Below are 18150 nucleotides of genomic sequence, written 5' to 3'. Positions count from 1 at the left end.
ATGAAGAGCAAACAGCCACGCAAACAGAGGAAAGAGAGGTACACCGCCCCCCTTCACAAACTCCGGAAGTACATGCACGCCGCCTTGACCAAGGAGCTCCGCGAGGAGATGAAGGTCCGCAGCGCCCAGGTGAAGGTGGGCGATACCGTCAAGATGATGCGCGGCGACCATGCAGGGACCGAGGGCGAAGTCCAGAAGGCGGACCTGAAGAGCGGCACGATCCAAGTCGCCGGAGTGAGCGTATTCCGTGCAGACGGGACCGAGGTGCCCAGGGCGGTCCAGCCCTCCAACGTCGTCATCACCAAGATGGAGCTGGACGACGAAGAAAGGAAGAAGATCTTTTCCAGGTGATTTAGGTGAGCAGACATCAGAAGAGGGTCGCAAGTCCCAGAAGCTGGCCGATCGCGAGGAAGATCCATACATGGGTGGCCAAGGGCGAGCCAGGCCCCCACTCCGCCAGGGGGAGCATCCCCCTAGTAGTCGTCGTCAGGGATCTTCTGGGGCTCGTCGACAACTCCAGAGAAGCAAAGCGCATCCTCCACGAGGGCGGGGTTCTCGTCGATGGAAAGTCGAGAAAGGACATCAAGTTCCCCGTGGGGATCTTCGACGTGATATCGGTCCCGTCTATGGACAAAAAGTACAGGCTCCTCCAGGACGCCAAGGGGAGGTTCAACCTCTCCGAGCTGGAGGCTGGCGAAGCCCGAAAGCTCTGCAGGATCGAGGATAAGAGGACCCTCCGGGGCGGCAAAATCCAGTTGAACCTCAACGACGGGACGAACATCTTAGCCGATGGGGATTACACCACCGGAAGCTCGGTGATCCTATCGATACCCGATAAGGAGATCGCCGACGTCATCGAGTTAAAAGAGGGGAACCTGGCCATGGTCGTTGGGGGCTCCCACTCCGGCGAGGTCGGGACTATCAAGGAGATAGAGGTCGTCAAGAGCTCTCGCCCCAACAGGGTGATCATCTCAGGCAAGCGGGAGTTCGAGACGACGGTCGATCACGTATTCATGATCGGCATAGACAAACCCGCCATCAAGCTGGGGGCCACGGTATGAACGCCATGTTGGAGCCCAGGATCGAGAAGGTGACCGTCCACATCGGGACCGGCGAGAGCGGCCAGAGGCTCGTCAACGCCGAGACGATCCTCGGCGCCATAACGAGCCGGACCCCTGTCAGGTCCAACGCCAAAAAGACCCTACCGGGCTTCGGGATAAAGAAGAACGAGCCCATCGGGTGCAGGCTGACCCTCAGGGGCGCAGAGGCGGAGGAGTTCCTCAAGGTCGCCCTGGAAGTGGTGGGAGGTGTCCTCCGGCGGGGTCAGTTCGATGAGACCGGAAACTTCTCCTTCGGGGTCGAGGAACATACCGACTTTCCGGGGATGAAGTACGACCCCGACATCGGGATCTTCGGCATGGACGTTTCGGTGGCCCTCAAGAGGGCTGGATACCGGGTGGCCCGAAGGCGCGTCGCTCGGTCGAAGATCGCAAAAAGCCACAGGGTTACAGCAGATGATGCCGTGGAGTTCGTCAAAAATAAATACGGCGTAGACGTTGTGGAGGCGGCATGAAGACCGAAACCAAGAGCTTTGGCCGAGGCGCAAACAGCTGCAAGCGGTGCGGCAGAAAGCCGGGGCTCATCAGGAAATATGGAATTTATCTCTGCAGACAATGTTTCAGAGAGATCGCCCCGGATATGGGTTTTGAGAAGTACTCGTAGGTGATGATTAATGGTACTGTTAGATCCGCTTGCCGATGCCATGTCCATCATAAAGAACGCCGAGGACGTCGGCAAAGGAGAATGCATCATCCAGCCAGCTTCCAAGCTCGTCGGCAACACCCTGAAGGTGATGGCAGACCTCGGATACATCGGCGATTTCGAGTTCGTAGACGACGGCAAGTCAGGGATGTTCAAGGTGGACTTGCAAGGAAAGATCAACAGGTGCGGCGTGATAAAGCCCCGGTTCTCCACCCAGGTATCGGACCTGGAGAAGTGGGAGAAGAGGTTTTTGCCCTCCCGTAACTTCGGCGCGCTCATCGTGAGCACGAGCCAGGGGGTCATATCTCACGTCGACGCCAGGGAGCGCGGGATAGGCGGCCAGCTTCTGGCTTATGTTTATTAGGTGGTGGAGATGGTCAAGGAGTTGGCGCGACTTATAGAGGTCCCAGAGGGGGTCGAGGTGGAGATCGGCGACGACGCCACGGTGACGGTCACCGGTCCATTGGGCACCGTCTCAAGGCGCCTCTGGTATCCTGGTATAGAGATCAGAAATGACGAGTCCGGCCTGGTGGTGGACGCCGATATCACCAGGAAGCGGCACAGGTCCATGGCCGGAACTCTCGCCGCCCACCTCAATAACATGATCAAGGGGGTGACGGAGGGCTTCGAGTACAGGATGAAGGCCGTTTACTCTCACTTCCCAATACAGCTGAAGGTCTCCAAGGAGGAGCTTTTGATCAGCAACTTCCTGGGCGAGAGGAAGCCCCGGACCGCCAAGATCATGGGCGGATCCCAGGTGGATGTAAAGGGCGATACCGTAATCGTCACCGGAATCGATAAGGAACGTGTCGGTCAGACTATGGCCAACATCGAGCAGGCGACGAAGGTCAGAGGGTTCGACATCAGAGTATTCCAAGATGGGATATACCTGGTGGACAAGAGGTGACGGAGTTGACTTCCGATACAGAGAGGTTGATGAAAGTTCGGGCGAGACAGAAGAAGAGGAAGCCCGAGTTCAACCGTTGCGATTCTCACAAGAAGAAGAAGCTATCGCCGAGCTGGAGGCGGCCCCGGGGCCTGCACAACAAGCTCAGACGGCAGATCTCGGCCAAGGGGAAGCTCGTCAGGGTAGGATACAGGAGCCCGAAAGCCGTCCGTGGCTACCATCCCTGCGGCATGAAAGAGGTTCTCGTCAAAAACGCCGGGGACCTGCTGGGGGCCGAAGGCTGTGCCGTCCGGATAGCCGGCACCGTGGGCATGAAGAAGAGAGACGAGATCGAGGCGATGGCCCGGGAGATGAACCTGAAGGTTCTAAACCCCACCTCCGGAGGCGACTGAGGTGCCCAACTTTTCGACCCAGAAGAGGCTTGCGGCTTGCGTCCTCGACGTAGGTGAGAGCAGGGTCTGGATCAACCCCGATCCTGACGTCGCCGGAGAGATCGCCGATTCCATCACGAGGGAGGACGTCAAGTCCCAGATCGAGGCGGGAAACATCAAGGCGAAGCCGCAGAAGGGCAACAGCCGCGCGAGATACAGGGCTCGAGCCGCCAAGAGGGCCTACGGCCACAAGAAAGGTCCTGGGAGGAGGAAGGGTGCGAAAGGTTCCCGGTCTCCGAGGAAAGAGATCTGGATGACGAAGATCCGGGCCCTTCGCCGGAGGCTGAAAGAGCTGAGAGAGGGGGGCGAGATCGACCGTCACACCTATCGGATGCTCTATCGCAAGGCCAAGGGTGGCGAGTACCGGAGCACGGCCCATCTCAACGCGTACATCAAGGCAAAAGGTCTAACGAGGAGTGACTGATGGCAACCGGACCGCGATATAAGGTGCCCTTCAGAAGGCGCAGAGAGGGCAGAACTAATTATCATTTCAGATATAGGCTCATAATTTCTCGAAAGCCTAGACTTGTGATAAGAAAGGGGAACAGGAACATCAATCTGCAGCTCGTCGTAGCAGAGCCCGCCGGAGATCGGACCCTCCTTACGGTCAACTCTCGGGAGCTACAAGAGTTCGGCTACGAAGGAAGTACCGGAAACGTCCCGGCTTCGTACCTGGCCGGCCTCCTCTTCGGCAAGAGGATGAAGGCGATGGGGCAGAACGAGGCGATCTTGGACATGGGGATCCACGCCAACACCAGGGGCAACAGGATATACTCCGCCCTGAAGGGCGTGGTGGACGCAGGGGTCGCGGTTCCCCACAGCCCCGAGATCTTCCCGAACGAAGGCAGGATCCGTGGCGAGGATATTGAGGCTTATCGAGGCGTTGAGTTGACGGCTCAGTTCGATGCAGCCCGCGAGAAGATACTGGGGTGAGCGGATGAGGATGGAATACAGAGAAGAATGGGTCCCCAAGACCAAGCTGGGCAGGCTCGTTTATGAAGGGCAGGTCACGACCTTCGACGAAGCGCTCGCTTCAAGGCTCCCTATCAAAGAGGCGGGTTTAGTCGACGCCCTCCTCCCCGGGCTTGAGGACGAGGTGCTGGACATAAACATGGTCCAGAGGATGACCGACTCGGGGCGACGGGTTAAGTTCAGGGCGACGGTCATCGTCGGAAACAAGGACGGCTACGTCGGCATCGGCCAGGGGAGAGACAACCAGGTCGGCCCCGCCATAAGAAAGGGGATAGATGTGGCCAAGCTGAATATCATAAAGGTGAACCGGGGTTGTGGCAGCTGGGAGTGCGGCTGCGGCGCAGGCCACACCGTTCCCTTCCAGGTGATGGGAAAGGCGGGATCCGTCCAGATAACCCTGATACCGGCTCCGAGAGGTCTGGGGATCGCGGCGGGCGGAACGGCGAGAAAGGTTATGGAGATGGCGGGGATCCAGGACGTCTGGACGAAGTCCTCGGGGAACACCAGAACCACCCTCAACTTCGCCAAGGCCACATACGATGCGTTGCGCAATACCGTCACCATGAGGGTATAGATTATGTATGCGATAGTACGACTTCGGGGAAGCGTCAATACCAAGCCCGATATCAAGGATACCCTCAAGATGCTTCGACTTCACAGGATCAACCACTGCATCGTGGTGCCGGAGAGCCCCCATTATCGGGGGATGATCCAGAAGGTGAAGGACTACGTAGCTTGGGGTGAGATCGACGAGGACGCTCTGGCGTCGATGCTCGAGATGCGCGGCAGGCTCAGCGGCAACAGACGTTTGACCGACCAGGTGATAAAGGATAAGACCGCCTGCGGGACGATGAAGGAGTTCGCCTCGGAGGTCTTTCGAGGGTCTGCGACTCTCCAGGACGCCGGCATAAAGCCGGTATTCAGGCTTCACCCCCCGAGAAAGGGGCACAGAGGTACGAAGAAGACCGTAAAAGAGGGCGGAGAGCTCGGTTACCACGAGTCGATCTCAGATCTTATCCGGAAGATGAGGTAGGACCATGCCTAAAAGCAATCTGAAGAAGTTTCGGGGTAGCAGGACCTGTGGAGGCGGCACCCACAAGAACCGCAGAGGCGCGGGATCGAGAGGCGGCCGCGGCAACGCCGGCGGGTGCAAGCATCACTTCCAAAGAGAGATGATGCGAGGCCGGGCGATGGGCAAGAACGGCTTTTTCAAGCATAACGCCAGGGAAGTCGAGATAGTCAACGTAGGCGATCTTGACTCGATGGCTGTTGAGGGCGGCCGGATCGATCTCGGAAAGAAGAAGGTCCTGGGGAAGGGGAAGCTGACCAGGCCCGTCACCGTCAGTGCAGCGGGCTTCTCCGCCGTTGCCAGGGAGAAGATCGAAGAGGCTGGCGGTGAAGTAGTGGTATCATGAATCAGCAAAGCTTCTTCTACGCCATCGAGCCTTTTGTCAGGAGGCTTCCGGCCGTGGAGAGGCCCGAAGGTCACGTCCACTTCAAGAAGAAGCTCAGCTGGACTGTGGGGATTCTGGTCCTCTACTTCGCCCTCTCCAACGTATCCCTCTTTGGCCTATCTCCTGCATCCATCGATCTCTTCGGGATGTACCGGGCCTTCTTCGCCGGCTCCTTCGGATCTTTGATGCTCCTGGGGATAGGGCCTATAGTCACGGCCTCCATCGTCCTGCAGCTCCTGGTGGGCGCAGGCATCATAAAGCTAAACCTGACGGATCCCCGGGACCAGGCGATCTTTCAGGGGACTCAGAAGCTACTGGTCTTTGTCATGATCATCGTAGAGGCCCTCCCTCAGGTCCTTGGAGGATACCTCCTCCCCGATCAGGGCTTGGCGGCGTCCTTGGGAGTGTCCCTGGGGATGATCTCCTTCTTGATATTCTTCCAGATCTGCATAGGCGGAGTTCTCATCCTCTTCATGGACGAGATCGTCAGCAAGTGGGGGATCGGGTCCGGCGTGGGCCTCTTCATCGTCGCTGGCGTGAGCCAGCAGCTCATAACGGGATTGTTCAACTGGACCATCGGAGACCAGGGTCTGCCGATAGGGGTAATCCCGAAATGGATCTTCATATTCACGAACAATGTCCTGGGGCTCGATGACGTATTCACCACCTCCGGCCTTGAGCGGGTCTTCATCGACGGCGGGATCCTGGCCCTCATAACGACGATCGTCATCATACTCTTCGTCGTCTTCGTGGAGAGCACCAGGGTTGAGATACCCCTCGCCCACAGCGCCGTACGAGGCGCTCGGGGTAGGTTCCCGGTGAAGCTCATCTACGCCAGCGTCCTCCCGATGATCCTGGTGAGAGCCCTCCAGGCGAACATCCAGATGATGGGGACCCTTCTGGTGGGGAGGATCGGGACGGTCACCACCGCCACCACCACCGATACAGCCTCCGGGGTGAACATCGTCTACACCGCTTATTCGAGCATCCTTGGGACCTTCACGTCCACATCGAGTTACGATATGGTGACCGGAGAGATGGTGAGCGCCACGTCGCCGATGCCGATATCCGGCCTCATGTACTACCTCTCGCCGATAAACAGCCCCCATGACTGGATACCGAGCCTCGTCACCAGCAGCAACCCCGGCATGGAGCTTTTGGGGCTTGATCCTATCGCAGGCTGGCAGATCTGGCTTCACATATTCACCGACGCCTTCGTCCTCATCGCCGGCGGCGTGATCTTTGCCATATTCTGGATAGAGACCACCGGGATGGGCGCCAAGAGCGTCGCGGCCAAGATCCACTCCTCGGGCCTCCAGGTTCCCGGCCACAGGAGAAGCGCCGTCAGCATCGAGAAGATCCTCGGCCGGTACATCCCGAAGGTCACCGTCATCGGCGGCGTGATCATCGGGCTGCTCACCCTCGTGGCCAGCCTCCTGGGCACCCTCGGCGGCGCCGGCGGGACCGGCCTTCTCCTGGCGGTATCGATCACTTACAGGCTCTACGAGCAGATCGCCAGCGAGCAGATCCAGGAGATGTATCCGATGATGCGCAGGTTCTTCGGTGAGTGAGCATGAAGACGGACGAGATCGAGAAGCAGATCAACTTCATCCTCCTAGGGGTGGGGACGGCCCTGATGGTGGGGATCATGGTGAGCGCGGATTTCAGGCACTGGATGGGGGAGGTGATGAACGCGGTCCTCGGGTGGCTCCCCGCCATCCTCCCCTTCCACATCGTCCTCTTCGCTCTCGCCGCCGTTACCGGCCTATATGCTAGCCTCATCCAGAAGTACACCATGGACTGGGACTACCTCCGGAGGCAGCAGGAGACGATGAAGGGGTTCCAGCGGGAGTTCCGGGAGGCACAGCTCGCCGGAGATAAGGCCCGTCAGCAGCAGCTTCAAGTCCAGCAGAGGGAGATGCTCGGCGATCAGTCCAAGATGATGAAGATGCAGCTGAAGCCGATGGCCTACATCGGCATCGTATCGATACCCCTCTTCATGTGGGCCTACCTCTATATCGATGAGCACATCATCTATCTGACCTTCCCCTTCTGGGGTGTCCAAGCCATCTCCGATACCGTATTGGGCCCCATATTCTACTGGTTCTACTGGTACTTCATCTGCTCGATACCGATATCTCAGATCATAAGAAAAGCCCTGAACATCGGCGGTATGTGATGATAATCACAGTCAGCGGTCCACCTGGTACCGGGACGAGCACCCTATCCCGGATCCTCGCAAAGGAGCTAGGCCTCCGCCGGGTCAACTCTGGTGATCTATTTCGAAAGATCGCGGACGATCGCGGAATATCTGTCGGAGAGCTGGGGCGGATCGCCGAGGAGGGGCCCGAGATCGACTATCTCATCGACGACGCCCAGAAAGCGATGGCTCTCGAGGCGGGAGGCGTCTTCGAGGGGAGGATCTCCGCCCACGTCCTCGATGCGGACCTCAAGATCCTCCTCAAGGCGGACCGGAAGGTGAGGGCAGAGAGGATCGCGTCCCGAGAGAAGAAGCTCGTAGAAGACGCCCTCCGAGAGTCGAGGGTCCGGGAAGAGTGCGAGGCGAGGAGGTACGAGAAGTACTACAACATAGACGTCAGCGACTTCTCAGTCTACGACCTCGTCATAGACTCTGGGACCTGGAACGAGAGGGGGGTCTCCGCCATCGCCCTGGCGGCAGTGAGGTCCATCGAAGATGGCGGGAAACCTTCCATCTGATCGTACCAGGGAGACCCTGGTACGAAGGGAGGGGAAGACCGACCATATAAACGGTTTTCTCCCTCGCGAGCGCCCCCTCGACCTGCACATCAGCCTGGGATGCATAAACCTGGACAAGCCTCCGGGGCCCACCAGCCACGAGGTGGTGGCCTGGGTGAAGAGGATCCTGGAGATCGAGAGTGCAGGCCACAGCGGCACCCTGGACCCCAAGGTGACGGGGATCCTGCCCATCATGCTCGGGGACTCGACCCGGGTCGTCGAGACCCTCCTCTCCGCAGGAAAGGAGTACATCTGTCTTATGCGGGTTCACGCGACCCTCCCCAGAAAGAGGATCCTGGAGGCCTGTGGCGAGTTCCAGGGGGAGATCTACCAGCGCCCTCCCCTCAAGTCCAGCGTCAAAAGGGCTCTGAGGAAGAGGGAGATATACTACCTGGAAGTTCTGGAGATCGACGGCACAGGCGTCTTATTCCGGGTCGGCTGCGAGGCGGGGACCTACATCAGAAAGCTCTGCCACGACATCGGCCTCGCCCTGGGGACGGGCGCCCACATGGAGGAGCTCCGAAGGACCAAGAGCGGCCCCTTTCGCGAGGACGAGACCCTGGTGACCCTCCACGACCTCAAGGACGCCAAAGAGATCTGGCGGGAGACCGGCGACGAGACCCTCCTCAGGCGGGCGATCCTGCCGGTGGAGGAGGCTTTGAGGCACATGCCCTCCCTCGTCGTCGGCGACGGAGCCGTAGACGCCATATGCCACGGGGCACCCCTGGCATCGCCGGGGCTCTTCAGCCTCGAGTCCGGGATAAAGGAAGGGGAGAAGGTAGTTATTTATACCCTGAAAGGAGAAGCTGTTGCCGTGGCCGTCGCAGCCATGGACAGCGAGGATATGATGAGCTCATCTTCCGGGATCGTGGCCAGGACCTCGAGGGTCGTCATGGCCCCGGGGACGTATCCGAGGCTATGGTCCAAAAAGTCGTAATCGTGCCGAGGTAGTCTAGTGGTAAGGCGCAAGCCTGGAATTCTGCACTGAAAGCTTGTGATTCGCAAGGGTCGCGGGAGTTCGAATCTCCCCCTCGGCGCTCTTTTACTAGTAATGCTTAAGTAGTAGAAGGTCCATTTTATTTCTTGGTGGCCAAAGTGGTTATGCCTGACAAGTCTCGTTACGTGTATCTCTACTTACCTTCCGCCGAGGAGAAAAAGCGTTGGGAGAAACTGGCCGACGAGGCCGGTGTCCCCCTAACGAAGTTCGTCATCGAGATTGTGGAGAACGCTCTCCTGGAGGAGTCGGAGTTCAAGCCTCGGGCCGAGATGGTAAAGGAGCTGGGGAGTCTCAGGGACGAGGTGAGAAAGCTTCAGGATGATCTTAGGCTCAAGAACATCGTCATCGACAAGTACGAGTCCGAGCTGAAGAGGTATCGAAGCGCTACCTTCCTGGAGGGCGGGTTCGAGGGGGCTCGCGAGTACAACCAGGAACTCGTCGATCTGCTGAAGAGGAAGGGCGTAGTTGATAGCTACAAGATTCTCGAAGAGCTGGGGATTGATCCTCGCGAAGCTGATCTCGTGAAGGCTGTCTCCTCGCAGCTTGATAACCTGGAGGCTTATGGGCTGGTGGAGTCCACCTCTCGGGGCTGGAGGTGGAAAGGATGATCGGCTCCACTGATAAGTCATCTGGGATGGTTTCAGATACAGGGAAACGGCCCCCAGCAGAGAGGATAATTGACAGGTTCGAAAGAGACTGCTCAATTCGAGGTATGTCTCCCCTCTCAGTAAAGAGCTATGTCTACAACGTCCAAAAGTTCCACAACTACCTCCAAGAGAGGGGGTTGAATCTGCTAGATGCAGACAAGGACGTATTGAGAGACTACTTGGAATTCATGAGATATGACCGGGGTTTGCATCAGAAGACGGTCGAGAACAACTTCACCACCCTATCTAGCTTCTACGAATATCTCGCCTACGAGGGGTTCCTGGAGGAGAATCCCGTCCTTCAGGTAAGGAAGCGATATCTTCGGCGCTATAAGGACAACGACGACGGCCAGACCCGCCAGCTCATCTCTGTGGAGGATATGACCCGTCTTATCAACTCAACCCTCGATGCAAGAGATAAGGCGATCATCACCCTCTTCGCGAAGACCGGGATACGTCGGAAGGAGCTTATCGCCCTGGATGTCGACGACATAGAATGGGTGGAGCAGAGTATCCGGCTCAAGCCGACGGCGAAAAGGACCAACCGGACGATATTTTTTGACGACGAGACCTCTTTCATATTGAGGCGGTGGCTGAGGGTCAGAGAGTCGCGAAATAAGGATGGTTCAAAGGCCCTCTTCATCAACAACCGGGGCGAGAGAATCCAACGCAGTGGAGTCAGCCGGATGGTCGAAAAGGTAGCCACCCAAGTTGGTCTGCATGATCCTACCTCCGACAAGATGGAGGATCACTTCTCGCCTCACTGTTGCCGCCACTGGTTCACCACCCACCTCCGACGGGCCGGTATGCCCCGCGAATTCATACAGGAGCTTCGCGGAGACGTGCGGAAAGAGGCCATCGATATCTACGATCACATCGACAAGAAGGAGCTGAGAGAAAGCTATTTGGCTCACATACCGCAGATGGGGATATGACTCCAACCGTAACAAAAATCTTATATATAAAAAGGACAAATAGCAAATCGAGTAGTTTACCTATAGCGAGTTGCGGTTCATGAAAACCACAACATGAGATTTCATTCAAGAGTATGGCACTTATGGGAGCCGATCGGAGACAAATCAACGAGAACTTAAAAGTAAGGCTTAAATAGGGGCAAAATAGTCTGTGGTGGCAAAAGAAGGTTTGAGTAGATCAATCATTGGATACAAAAGATGCTGGATGGAGATAAGAGGGGAGCAAATGGGAAAGACAGTTTTCTTTGAGAGAGAGTATAAAACTGACATTAGTGATTTTAGTACCACCGAAGATGTCGACGAGTTCTTAGAGAGCCGCCTTGGTCACAAACTAAAGGTTAAAAAATTTGATAGTAATGTCATTACAACTCGTGGCGGTATATTCGAGTATAAGGAATATGATATAAATAAGGCCTTCGATAAATCCATAAGACGATGAGCATTTAGTAGGGTATCTATTCGCTATTGCTTAGGATTGGCTTGTATGGATCTAGTCGAAGATTTCGAATTCTTTTACAGAACAGAGTTTGTACCGGCTTATGCAGATGTAGTTTCGTTTTTAGGTGATAAGCCCGTACAAATACTCGTCGAAATTGAGAATGCTTTTGCCCATTTTATAAAGTACTTCAACTCCGACCTGGAAAAAAAAGCTAAAGTTGAAAATATAATAAAGGCTAAAAACCATTTAATACGGGCAACATTAGATTGCTACAAAATGATATGGTTAGAAATTAATAAATATCTCCGCCGTATCTACGAATCTCATTTTCTTAGAAGGATATGCACCACAACTGAAGAATTAGAATTCGCCGAGGATTATAATATATTCACGTCTATGGCAAATGACGCAAGGCGTATTGAAATTGATTCAATCGGGATAGATCCCTTAGAAGCTCTAACGAAATACAAAGAAACTATGAAATTTGGATATGAATTAATGCGAAAAGGGGACAAATATCAGCATGGTGCAAGCGATCTGTTTATTAAGAGATACTTATCAATAGATAACCTCATATTCTTTATAATGGGTTTGATTTCAAGTGCTATAGTTGCCATAATATTATAAGTTGCAGTCAAACTGGCTATGGAATTCCTTCCAGAGGGCGGGGGTATCGCCCGGTTTGGTAGGGTTCATAATCGGCGTTTTTCGAAATTAGCATATACGAGAAGTCATGATCATCTCCACAGACTTTTAAGATGAGGGTGATCGAGACGGCTTTGGAGGACCCTGGAGGGAGACCAGAAGAGAAGGCGAGACGAAAGATCGACCGTCTCCTCGAAGATGCGGGCTGGGCCGTCCAGGACCGGGATAACTTCGATCCCCGAGCCTCCAGGGGCATAGCTGTCCGAGAGTTCCCTCTGGATACCGGAAGCGCCGATTACCTTCTCTTCGTCGATCGCCAGGTAGTGGGCGTCATCGAGGCGAAGCCCGAGGGAACGACCCTGAGCGGTGTCTCGGACCAGTCTCAAAAGTATCTCGACGGTATACCCGCCCGTCTCCTCCAGGGAAAGCCCGCCGCCTTCGCCTACGAGGCCACAGGGACCGAGACCTACTTCAGGGACGTTAGAGACCCCCACCCCCGATCGAGGAGGATCTTCTCATTTCACCGGCCCGAGACTCTGGCCGCATGGCTTTCCCGTGAGGATACCCTCAGGTCAAGGCTCCGAAATATGCCACCACTAAATCAAGGGAACCTCAGAGATTGCCAGTTCGAGGCGATCCAGGGTCTTGAGGCATCTTTCGCCGGCGATCGCCCCCGAGCCCTCATCCAGATGGCCACAGGGGCTGGTAAGACCTTTGCGGCGGTGACTTCCGTATATCGACTGATCAAGTTCTGCGACGCTAAACGTATACTGTTCCTGGTGGATAGGAGGACCTTGGGCGAGCAGGCCCTGAAGGAGTTCCAGTCTTACGTTACCCCCTACGACGGCCGGAAGTTCACCGAGCTATACAATGTCCAGCTCCTCAAATCTCATGCTCTCGACGACGTATCCAAAGTCTGTATCACTACCATCCAGAGGCTCTACTCGATACTGAGGGGCGAGGCCGAGTTCGACCCCGACCTCGAAGAGGTATCATATTTTGACGCCCCATATATTCCAGAGAGGCCGGTGGATGTAGCCTACAACCCCAATATCCCCATCGAGTACTTCGACTTCGTCGTGGTTGACGAGTGTCATAGATCGATCTACAACCTCTGGAGACAGGTGCTGGAGTACTTCGACGCCTACATAGTGGGGATGACCGCCACCCCATCGAAACAGACCCTGGGGTTCTTCCACAAGAACATCGTCTCGGAGTACGATCACGAGAGGGCCGTGGTGGACGGGGTCAACGTCGGCTACGAGGTCTACAGGATCAGGACCAGGATCACCGAGGAGGGCGGCAGGGTCGAGGCGGGCCACCAGGTCGGCAAAAGGGACAAGCTCACCCGCGAGCAGAGGTGGGAGCTGATCGACGAGGAGTTCGAGTACGACGGCAAAAAGCTCGACCGGGACGTGGTGGCTCCAGACCAGATCAGGACGATCATCCGGACCTTCAGGGAGAAGCTATTCACTGAGATCTTTCCGGGGAGGTCAGAGGTTCCCAAGACCCTCATCTTCGCGAAGAACGACTCTCACGCTGAAGATATAGTGAACATCGCCCGCGAGGAGTTCGACCGGGGTAACGAGTTCTGCAAGAAGGTCACATACAGGACGACCGGAGAGAAGCCTGAAGACCTGATCGCGAAGTTTCGAAATTCCTATTATCCGAGGATCGCGGTGACGGTGGATATGATCTCTACGGGGACCGATATCCGCCCGCTAGAGTGCCTCATCTTCATGAGGGACGTCAAGTCCAGGGGCTATTTCGAGCAGATGAAGGGACGGGGAACGAGGACGATATCGCCGACGGATTTCAAGGCCGTCACCCCGGATGAGACCTACAAGACCCATTTCGTGATCGTTGACGCGGTGGGGGTGTGTGATAGCGAGAAGGGAGACGGAGGGACCCTCGAACGGAAGAAAGGGACCTCTTTTGATAAGCTGCTGGATGAGGTCGTCCATGGGATCAGGGACGATGACACTCTGACTACCCTGGCCAGCAGGCTCGCCCGGCTCGATAGGAAGGTGGACGAGAAGGACCGGGCCACGATCGAGGAGGTCTCGAACGGCCTCTCCCTGAGGGAGATGGCGAACCGGCTCCTGGACGCCGTGGACCCCGATGCTCAGAGGTCCGAGGCTCAGGTGATCTTTGGGACCGATAACCCGACCCCGGATCAGATCGAGGAGGCGACCAGGAAGCTTGTGGAGAGGGCCTGCGATCCTTTCGACGATCCCAAGCTGAGAAACACCATCAAAGAGATCAAGACAAAGCATGAGCAGATCATCGATGAGGCCAATATAGACGAGATCCTTTCATCCGGGTACGACGCCAAAGCCCAGGAGAAGGCTCATACTATGGTCGAGACTTTCCAAAAATTCATTGAAGATAACAAAGACGAGATCACCGCCCTCCAGATATTCTACAGCAAACCTTATGGGGATAGGCATCTCGCCCTGAAGCAGATCAAGGAGCTGGCCGAGGCGATCGAGAAGCCGCCACTTCACTTCACACCCTCTCGACTATGGCAAGCTTACGAGCAGCTTGAGAGGTCGAAGGTGAAGGGGGCCGGGGCGAAGAAGCTCCTCACTGATATCATATCACTACTGAGGTTTGCCACAGGCGAGAGTGAGATCCTCGAACCGTTCACCGAGACCGTGAACTTGAGGTTTCAGAGATGGCTCGACCTACAGGACCGGGATTTCACTCCAGAGCAGAGGGAGTGGCTGGAGATGATCAAAAACCACATCTCGACCAGTCTCGGGTTTGACGAGGACGACTTCGATTATACGCCGTTCCAGGAGCGTGGTGGACTGCTTCGGGCGCGACAGGTGTTTGGGGATGAGCTGGACACGATCATGGACGAGCTGAACGGAGCGCTTGCGATATGAAGGATAGCAATGATCAGAGTATATCGGCTTTGCCAAATGTGGAATTGCCAATTGGTTGGTCACTAACCAAAATTAATGATATTGTTGACTATGATGGTTTATTTAAGGATGGCGATTGGGTAGAAAGTAAAGACCAAGATCCCAATGGTAATGTTAGACTTATTCAACTTGCCGATATAGGTGACGGTTTTTATCGTAACAAGTCGGATCGTTTTCTTACCTATGACAAGGCAATCGAGCTTAACTGCTCATTCCTAGAATCTGAAGATATTTTAATTGCGAGAATGCCAGATCCTTTAGGTAGAACCTGTATTTTTCCTGGCGACCCTAAGCCCTGCGTTACGGCTGTTGATGTATGCATAGTGAGAACCGGGAAACAAGGAGCTAACCACAATTGGTTGATGTACATTGTTAACTCGCCTGATTTTCGGACGACTATAGAGAGTCTTCAGAGTGGTTCAACTAGAAAGCGCATATCCCGGAAAAATTTATCCAAGATAGAATTCCCACTCCCCCCTCTCCCCGAACAGCGCCGGATTGTGACCAAGATCGAGGAGCTGTTCACCCAGCTCGATGCCGGGGTCTCGGCCCTGGAGAAGTCCCGAGCCCAGCTCAAGCGCTACCGCCAGTCGGTGCTCAAGGCTGCGGTGGAGGGCAAGCTCACAGAGGAATGGCGGCGGAGTCATCCGGACGTGGAACCGGCCTCGGTGCTCTTGGAGCGGATCGAACGAGAGCGCGAAAAGAGCGGGAGGGGCCGACACAAGAAGCTACAGCCTCTCGATGTGTCGGAATTGCCGGAGCTGCCGGTGGAGTGGGAATGGACTAGATTAGATTTTCTGGCTGCGTTGAAAGGTGGGATCACAAAAGATAGCAAACGGAAATCAAACAATTCAAGAAGTATTCCATATTTGCGTGTAGCTAATGTACAGCGTGGATTTCTCGACCTAAGGGAAATAAAAGAAATTGAGGCACCTAAATCGGTAATCTCCGAGCTTCTGCTCGAACCCGGAGATATACTTTTCACAGAGGGCGGTGATCGGGATAAATTGGGTCGTGGCTGGATATGGCAAGGAGAGCTGCCTGAATGTATCCATCAAAATCATGTCTTCAGGGCCAGACTTTATTCAAATGATGTTTCCAACAAATTTGTATCTTGGTTCGGCAATACTTATGGCCAACGCTATTTTATGCGAGAGGGAAAACAAACAACGAATCTCGCTTCGATCAATCTTACAAAATTGAGGGGTTTCCCTGTTTCCTTGCCTCCAAAAGAAGAACAAAAAGAGATCGTCTCCGAGATCGAGTGCCGCCTCTCGGTGGCCGATCAGACCGAGGCCAACCTGGAGGCCAACCTGAGACGCGCCGCCCGGCTCCGGCAGTCGATCCTCAAGAAGGCTTTTCGGGGCGAGCTTATGCCCCAGGACCCAAGCGATGAGCCCGCATCAGTCCTCCTGGAGAGGATAAGAATGGAGCGATCCCAGGCCCGCCCTATAAACAACCGGGGACAGGCCAGGAGAGGTCGAGGAAGACCTCGTAAAACTGCTGCCGTCCAAACGGAGCTGATCTGAAGATGTCCAACGAATCCTCATCAATCGTCCAGCGAGTCTGGAACTACTGCCACGTCCTCAGGGACGACGGCGTGAGTTACGGTGACTACGTTGAGCAGCTCACCTACCTCCTCTTCCTGAAGATGGCCGACGAGCAGAAGAAGCTCCACCCCAACAGACCCGCCCTCATCCCTGAGGATCTGGACTGGTCGAGCCTCAAGTCGAAGAGCGGCCCTGGGTTAGAGCAGCAGTACCTCAAGATCCTCCAGGAGCTGGGCAAAGAGACCGGGACCCTGGGCGTCATCTTCAGGAAGGCCCAGAACCGTATCCAGGACCCCTCCAAGCTTGAACGGCTCATCGCCCTCATCGACGGCGAGACCTGGATGGGGATGGACGTGGACGTCAAGGGCGAGATCTACGAGGGCCTCCTCCAGAAGAACGCCGAGGACGTCAAGGGCGGAGCTGGCCAGTACTTCACACCCCGAGTTCTCACCAGGGTGATGGTGGAGGTGATGAGGCCCGAGCCCGGCATGTCGATCTGGGACCCGGCCAGCGGGACCGGCGGCTTCTTCCTCGCATCTCACGACTACCTCACCACCCATTTTAAGCTCGATAAAGACCAGAAGCACGCCCTCCGGTACAACACCTTCCGGGGCTGGGAGATCGTCGAGGACGCGGCGCGACTCTGCGTCATGAACCTCTACCTCCACGGCATCGGCGGCGAGGAGAGCCTCATAACAGTGGACGACAGCCTCCGAACGGAGCCGAGCGACCACGCCGACATGGTCCTCACCAACCCACCCTTCGGCAAGAAAAGCTCTATAACAATCTTCAATGGCTCCGATAGGGTCGAACGCCAGACCCTGAGCTATAAGAGGGAAGACTTCTGGGCAACGACCTCAAACAAGCAGCTCAACTTCCTCCAGCACGTCAAGAGCCTCCTCAAGATCAATGGGAGGGCGGCGATAGTTGTACCCGACAATGTCCTCTTCGAAGGCGGGGCTGGCGAGACGGTAAGGAGGAGTCTACTTCACGAGTGCGATGTCCACACCCTCCTGAGGCTTCCCACCGGGGTCTTTTATGCTCAAGGTGTCAAGGCCAACGTCCTCTTCTTCGACCGGAAGGGCGCGAGCAAGACTCCGTGGACGGAGCGGCTCTGGATCTACGACCTCAGGACCAACCAGCACTTCACCCTAAAGACCAACCCTCTCAGCTATGAGGACCTCCAGGACTTCATCAGGTGCTACAACCCTGACAACAGGTTCGAGAGGAAGGAGACGGATAGGTTCAGGTCTTTCACCTACGCCGAGCTGATGCAGAGGGACAAGGTCAACCTGGATATCTTCTGGCTGAAGGACGAAAGCCTCGAAGACTCCGAGAACCTCCCTGAGCCCGAGATCCTTGCCCAGGAGATCGTCGAGAACCTCCAGTCGGCCCTGGAGCAGTTCAGCAGCATATACGAGGATCTGGCGGAGAAAGAGGTCTCGGAGCAGTCCTGATAGATCAATTCACGACGGCCATCAGCGGGGCGCTGGTGGCATTGGTCTGGCGGTGGGAGTGATCTTCTCGCCAGCGGCCGGATATGCGGGGCCAGCTCTGTGAGCATCGAAAAGCTTTTCGTCTGTCGGGACCATCTCCTCTTCAGGATGGAGACTAAGATGAGACTTAAACCGGTTTTGGCTTTGCTGATGCTGGCGGCGCTATCATCACCGATCATGGCGACGGATG

The 18150-nt window shown here is 55.8% G+C and carries 23 protein-coding genes and 1 tRNA gene; all 24 read left to right on the top strand.

Annotated elements, in window-relative coordinates; genetic code table 11:
* The 24 genes from rplX to P0O24_RS00650 all read left to right on the top strand — a co-directional run bounded on the left by rplX (position 1) and on the right by P0O24_RS00650 (position 17921).
* Positions 1-351, top strand: coding sequence for a 50S ribosomal protein L24 (gene rplX / locus P0O24_RS00765; protein ID WP_316967831.1), 351 nt, complete (start codon positions 1-3; stop codon positions 349-351).
* Between the two features lie 5 nt (positions 352-356).
* Positions 357-1061 carry a 30S ribosomal protein S4e gene (locus P0O24_RS00760; protein ID WP_316967830.1) on the top strand — a complete coding sequence of 235 codons (705 nt, stop codon included), beginning with the start codon at positions 357-359 and terminating at the stop codon, positions 1059-1061.
* A gap of 5 nt (positions 1062-1066) precedes the next feature.
* Positions 1067-1573 (top strand): 50S ribosomal protein L5, encoded by a 507-nt coding sequence (locus P0O24_RS00755; RefSeq protein ID WP_394356644.1) that lies wholly within the window; start codon positions 1067-1069, stop codon positions 1571-1573.
* Positions 1570-1722 carry a 30S ribosomal protein S14 gene (locus tag P0O24_RS00750; RefSeq protein ID WP_316967828.1) on the top strand — a complete coding sequence of 51 codons (153 nt, stop codon included), beginning with the start codon at positions 1570-1572 and terminating at the stop codon, positions 1720-1722. Before P0O24_RS00755 ends, P0O24_RS00750 begins: the two co-directional genes overlap by 4 nt.
* A 10-nt stretch (positions 1723-1732) precedes the next feature.
* Complete coding sequence (locus tag P0O24_RS00745) at positions 1733-2125, top strand: 30S ribosomal protein S8 (RefSeq protein ID WP_316967827.1); 393 nt, start codon at positions 1733-1735, stop codon at positions 2123-2125.
* 9 nt (positions 2126-2134) lie between these two features.
* Complete coding sequence (locus P0O24_RS00740; protein ID WP_316967826.1) at positions 2135-2668, top strand: 50S ribosomal protein L6; 534 nt, start codon at positions 2135-2137, stop codon at positions 2666-2668.
* A complete protein-coding gene (locus tag P0O24_RS00735) occupies positions 2665-3060 on the top strand; it encodes a 50S ribosomal protein L32e (protein WP_316967825.1) in 396 nt (131 codons plus the stop codon). Before P0O24_RS00740 ends, P0O24_RS00735 begins: the two co-directional genes overlap by 4 nt.
* 1 nt (position 3061) lies before the next feature.
* Positions 3062-3523: a 50S ribosomal protein L19e gene (locus tag P0O24_RS00730; RefSeq protein WP_316967824.1), complete on the top strand. Its 462-nt coding sequence runs from the start codon at positions 3062-3064 to the stop codon at positions 3521-3523.
* Positions 3523-4032 carry a 50S ribosomal protein L18 gene (locus tag P0O24_RS00725; RefSeq protein WP_316967823.1) on the top strand — a complete coding sequence of 170 codons (510 nt, stop codon included), beginning with the start codon at positions 3523-3525 and terminating at the stop codon, positions 4030-4032. Before P0O24_RS00730 ends, P0O24_RS00725 begins: the two co-directional genes overlap by 1 nt.
* Before the next feature lie 10 nt (positions 4033-4042).
* Entirely contained in the window at positions 4043-4645 is a 603-nt protein-coding gene (locus P0O24_RS00720) for a 30S ribosomal protein S5 (protein WP_394356643.1), read from the top strand.
* 3 nt (positions 4646-4648) lie between these two features.
* Complete coding sequence (locus P0O24_RS00715; protein ID WP_316967821.1) at positions 4649-5104, top strand: 50S ribosomal protein L30; 456 nt, start codon at positions 4649-4651, stop codon at positions 5102-5104.
* Between the two features lie 4 nt (positions 5105-5108).
* Positions 5109-5486 carry an uL15m family ribosomal protein gene (locus P0O24_RS00710; protein ID WP_316967820.1) on the top strand — a complete coding sequence of 126 codons (378 nt, stop codon included), beginning with the start codon at positions 5109-5111 and terminating at the stop codon, positions 5484-5486.
* Positions 5483-7096, top strand: a complete 1614-nt coding sequence (secY, locus tag P0O24_RS00705; RefSeq protein ID WP_316967819.1) for a preprotein translocase subunit SecY — start codon at positions 5483-5485, stop codon at positions 7094-7096. Before P0O24_RS00710 ends, secY begins: the two co-directional genes overlap by 4 nt.
* A gap of 2 nt (positions 7097-7098) precedes the next feature.
* Positions 7099-7704, top strand: coding sequence for a DUF106 domain-containing protein (locus P0O24_RS00700; RefSeq protein WP_316967818.1), 606 nt, complete (start codon positions 7099-7101; stop codon positions 7702-7704).
* Positions 7704-8243: a (d)CMP kinase gene (cmk, locus tag P0O24_RS00695; RefSeq protein WP_316967817.1), complete on the top strand. Its 540-nt coding sequence runs from the start codon at positions 7704-7706 to the stop codon at positions 8241-8243. Before P0O24_RS00700 ends, cmk begins: the two co-directional genes overlap by 1 nt.
* Positions 8221-9219: an RNA-guided pseudouridylation complex pseudouridine synthase subunit Cbf5 gene (locus tag P0O24_RS00690; RefSeq protein WP_316967816.1), complete on the top strand. Its 999-nt coding sequence runs from the start codon at positions 8221-8223 to the stop codon at positions 9217-9219. Before cmk ends, P0O24_RS00690 begins: the two co-directional genes overlap by 23 nt.
* A gap of 4 nt (positions 9220-9223) precedes the next feature.
* Positions 9224-9319, top strand: a tRNA-Ser gene (locus tag P0O24_RS00685).
* Between the two features lie 46 nt (positions 9320-9365).
* Positions 9366-9887 carry a hypothetical protein gene (locus P0O24_RS00680; protein ID WP_316967815.1) on the top strand — a complete coding sequence of 174 codons (522 nt, stop codon included), beginning with the start codon at positions 9366-9368 and terminating at the stop codon, positions 9885-9887.
* Positions 9884-10861, top strand: coding sequence for a tyrosine-type recombinase/integrase (locus P0O24_RS00675; protein ID WP_316967814.1), 978 nt, complete (start codon positions 9884-9886; stop codon positions 10859-10861). Before P0O24_RS00680 ends, P0O24_RS00675 begins: the two co-directional genes overlap by 4 nt.
* Before the next feature lie 190 nt (positions 10862-11051).
* Positions 11052-11339 (top strand): hypothetical protein, encoded by a 288-nt coding sequence (locus P0O24_RS00670; RefSeq protein WP_316967813.1) that lies wholly within the window; start codon positions 11052-11054, stop codon positions 11337-11339.
* A gap of 45 nt (positions 11340-11384) precedes the next feature.
* Positions 11385-11966 (top strand): hypothetical protein, encoded by a 582-nt coding sequence (locus tag P0O24_RS00665; protein WP_316967812.1) that lies wholly within the window; start codon positions 11385-11387, stop codon positions 11964-11966.
* A gap of 131 nt (positions 11967-12097) precedes the next feature.
* Complete coding sequence (locus P0O24_RS00660) at positions 12098-14875, top strand: type I restriction endonuclease subunit R (RefSeq protein WP_316967811.1); 2778 nt, start codon at positions 12098-12100, stop codon at positions 14873-14875.
* Positions 14872-16443: a restriction endonuclease subunit S gene (locus tag P0O24_RS00655; protein ID WP_316967810.1), complete on the top strand. Its 1572-nt coding sequence runs from the start codon at positions 14872-14874 to the stop codon at positions 16441-16443. The genes P0O24_RS00660 and P0O24_RS00655 overlap by 4 nt, the downstream gene beginning before the upstream one ends.
* A gap of 2 nt (positions 16444-16445) precedes the next feature.
* Positions 16446-17921 carry a class I SAM-dependent DNA methyltransferase gene (locus tag P0O24_RS00650; protein WP_316967809.1) on the top strand — a complete coding sequence of 492 codons (1476 nt, stop codon included), beginning with the start codon at positions 16446-16448 and terminating at the stop codon, positions 17919-17921.
* Positions 17922-18150: the final 229 nt, after the last annotated feature.

The organism is Candidatus Methanocrinis alkalitolerans, assembly GCF_029167205.1.
In the GTDB taxonomy this organism is placed as follows: domain Archaea; phylum Halobacteriota; class Methanosarcinia; order Methanotrichales; family Methanotrichaceae; genus Methanocrinis; species Methanocrinis alkalitolerans.
This window is presented reverse-complemented; position numbering and strand designations above follow the sequence as displayed.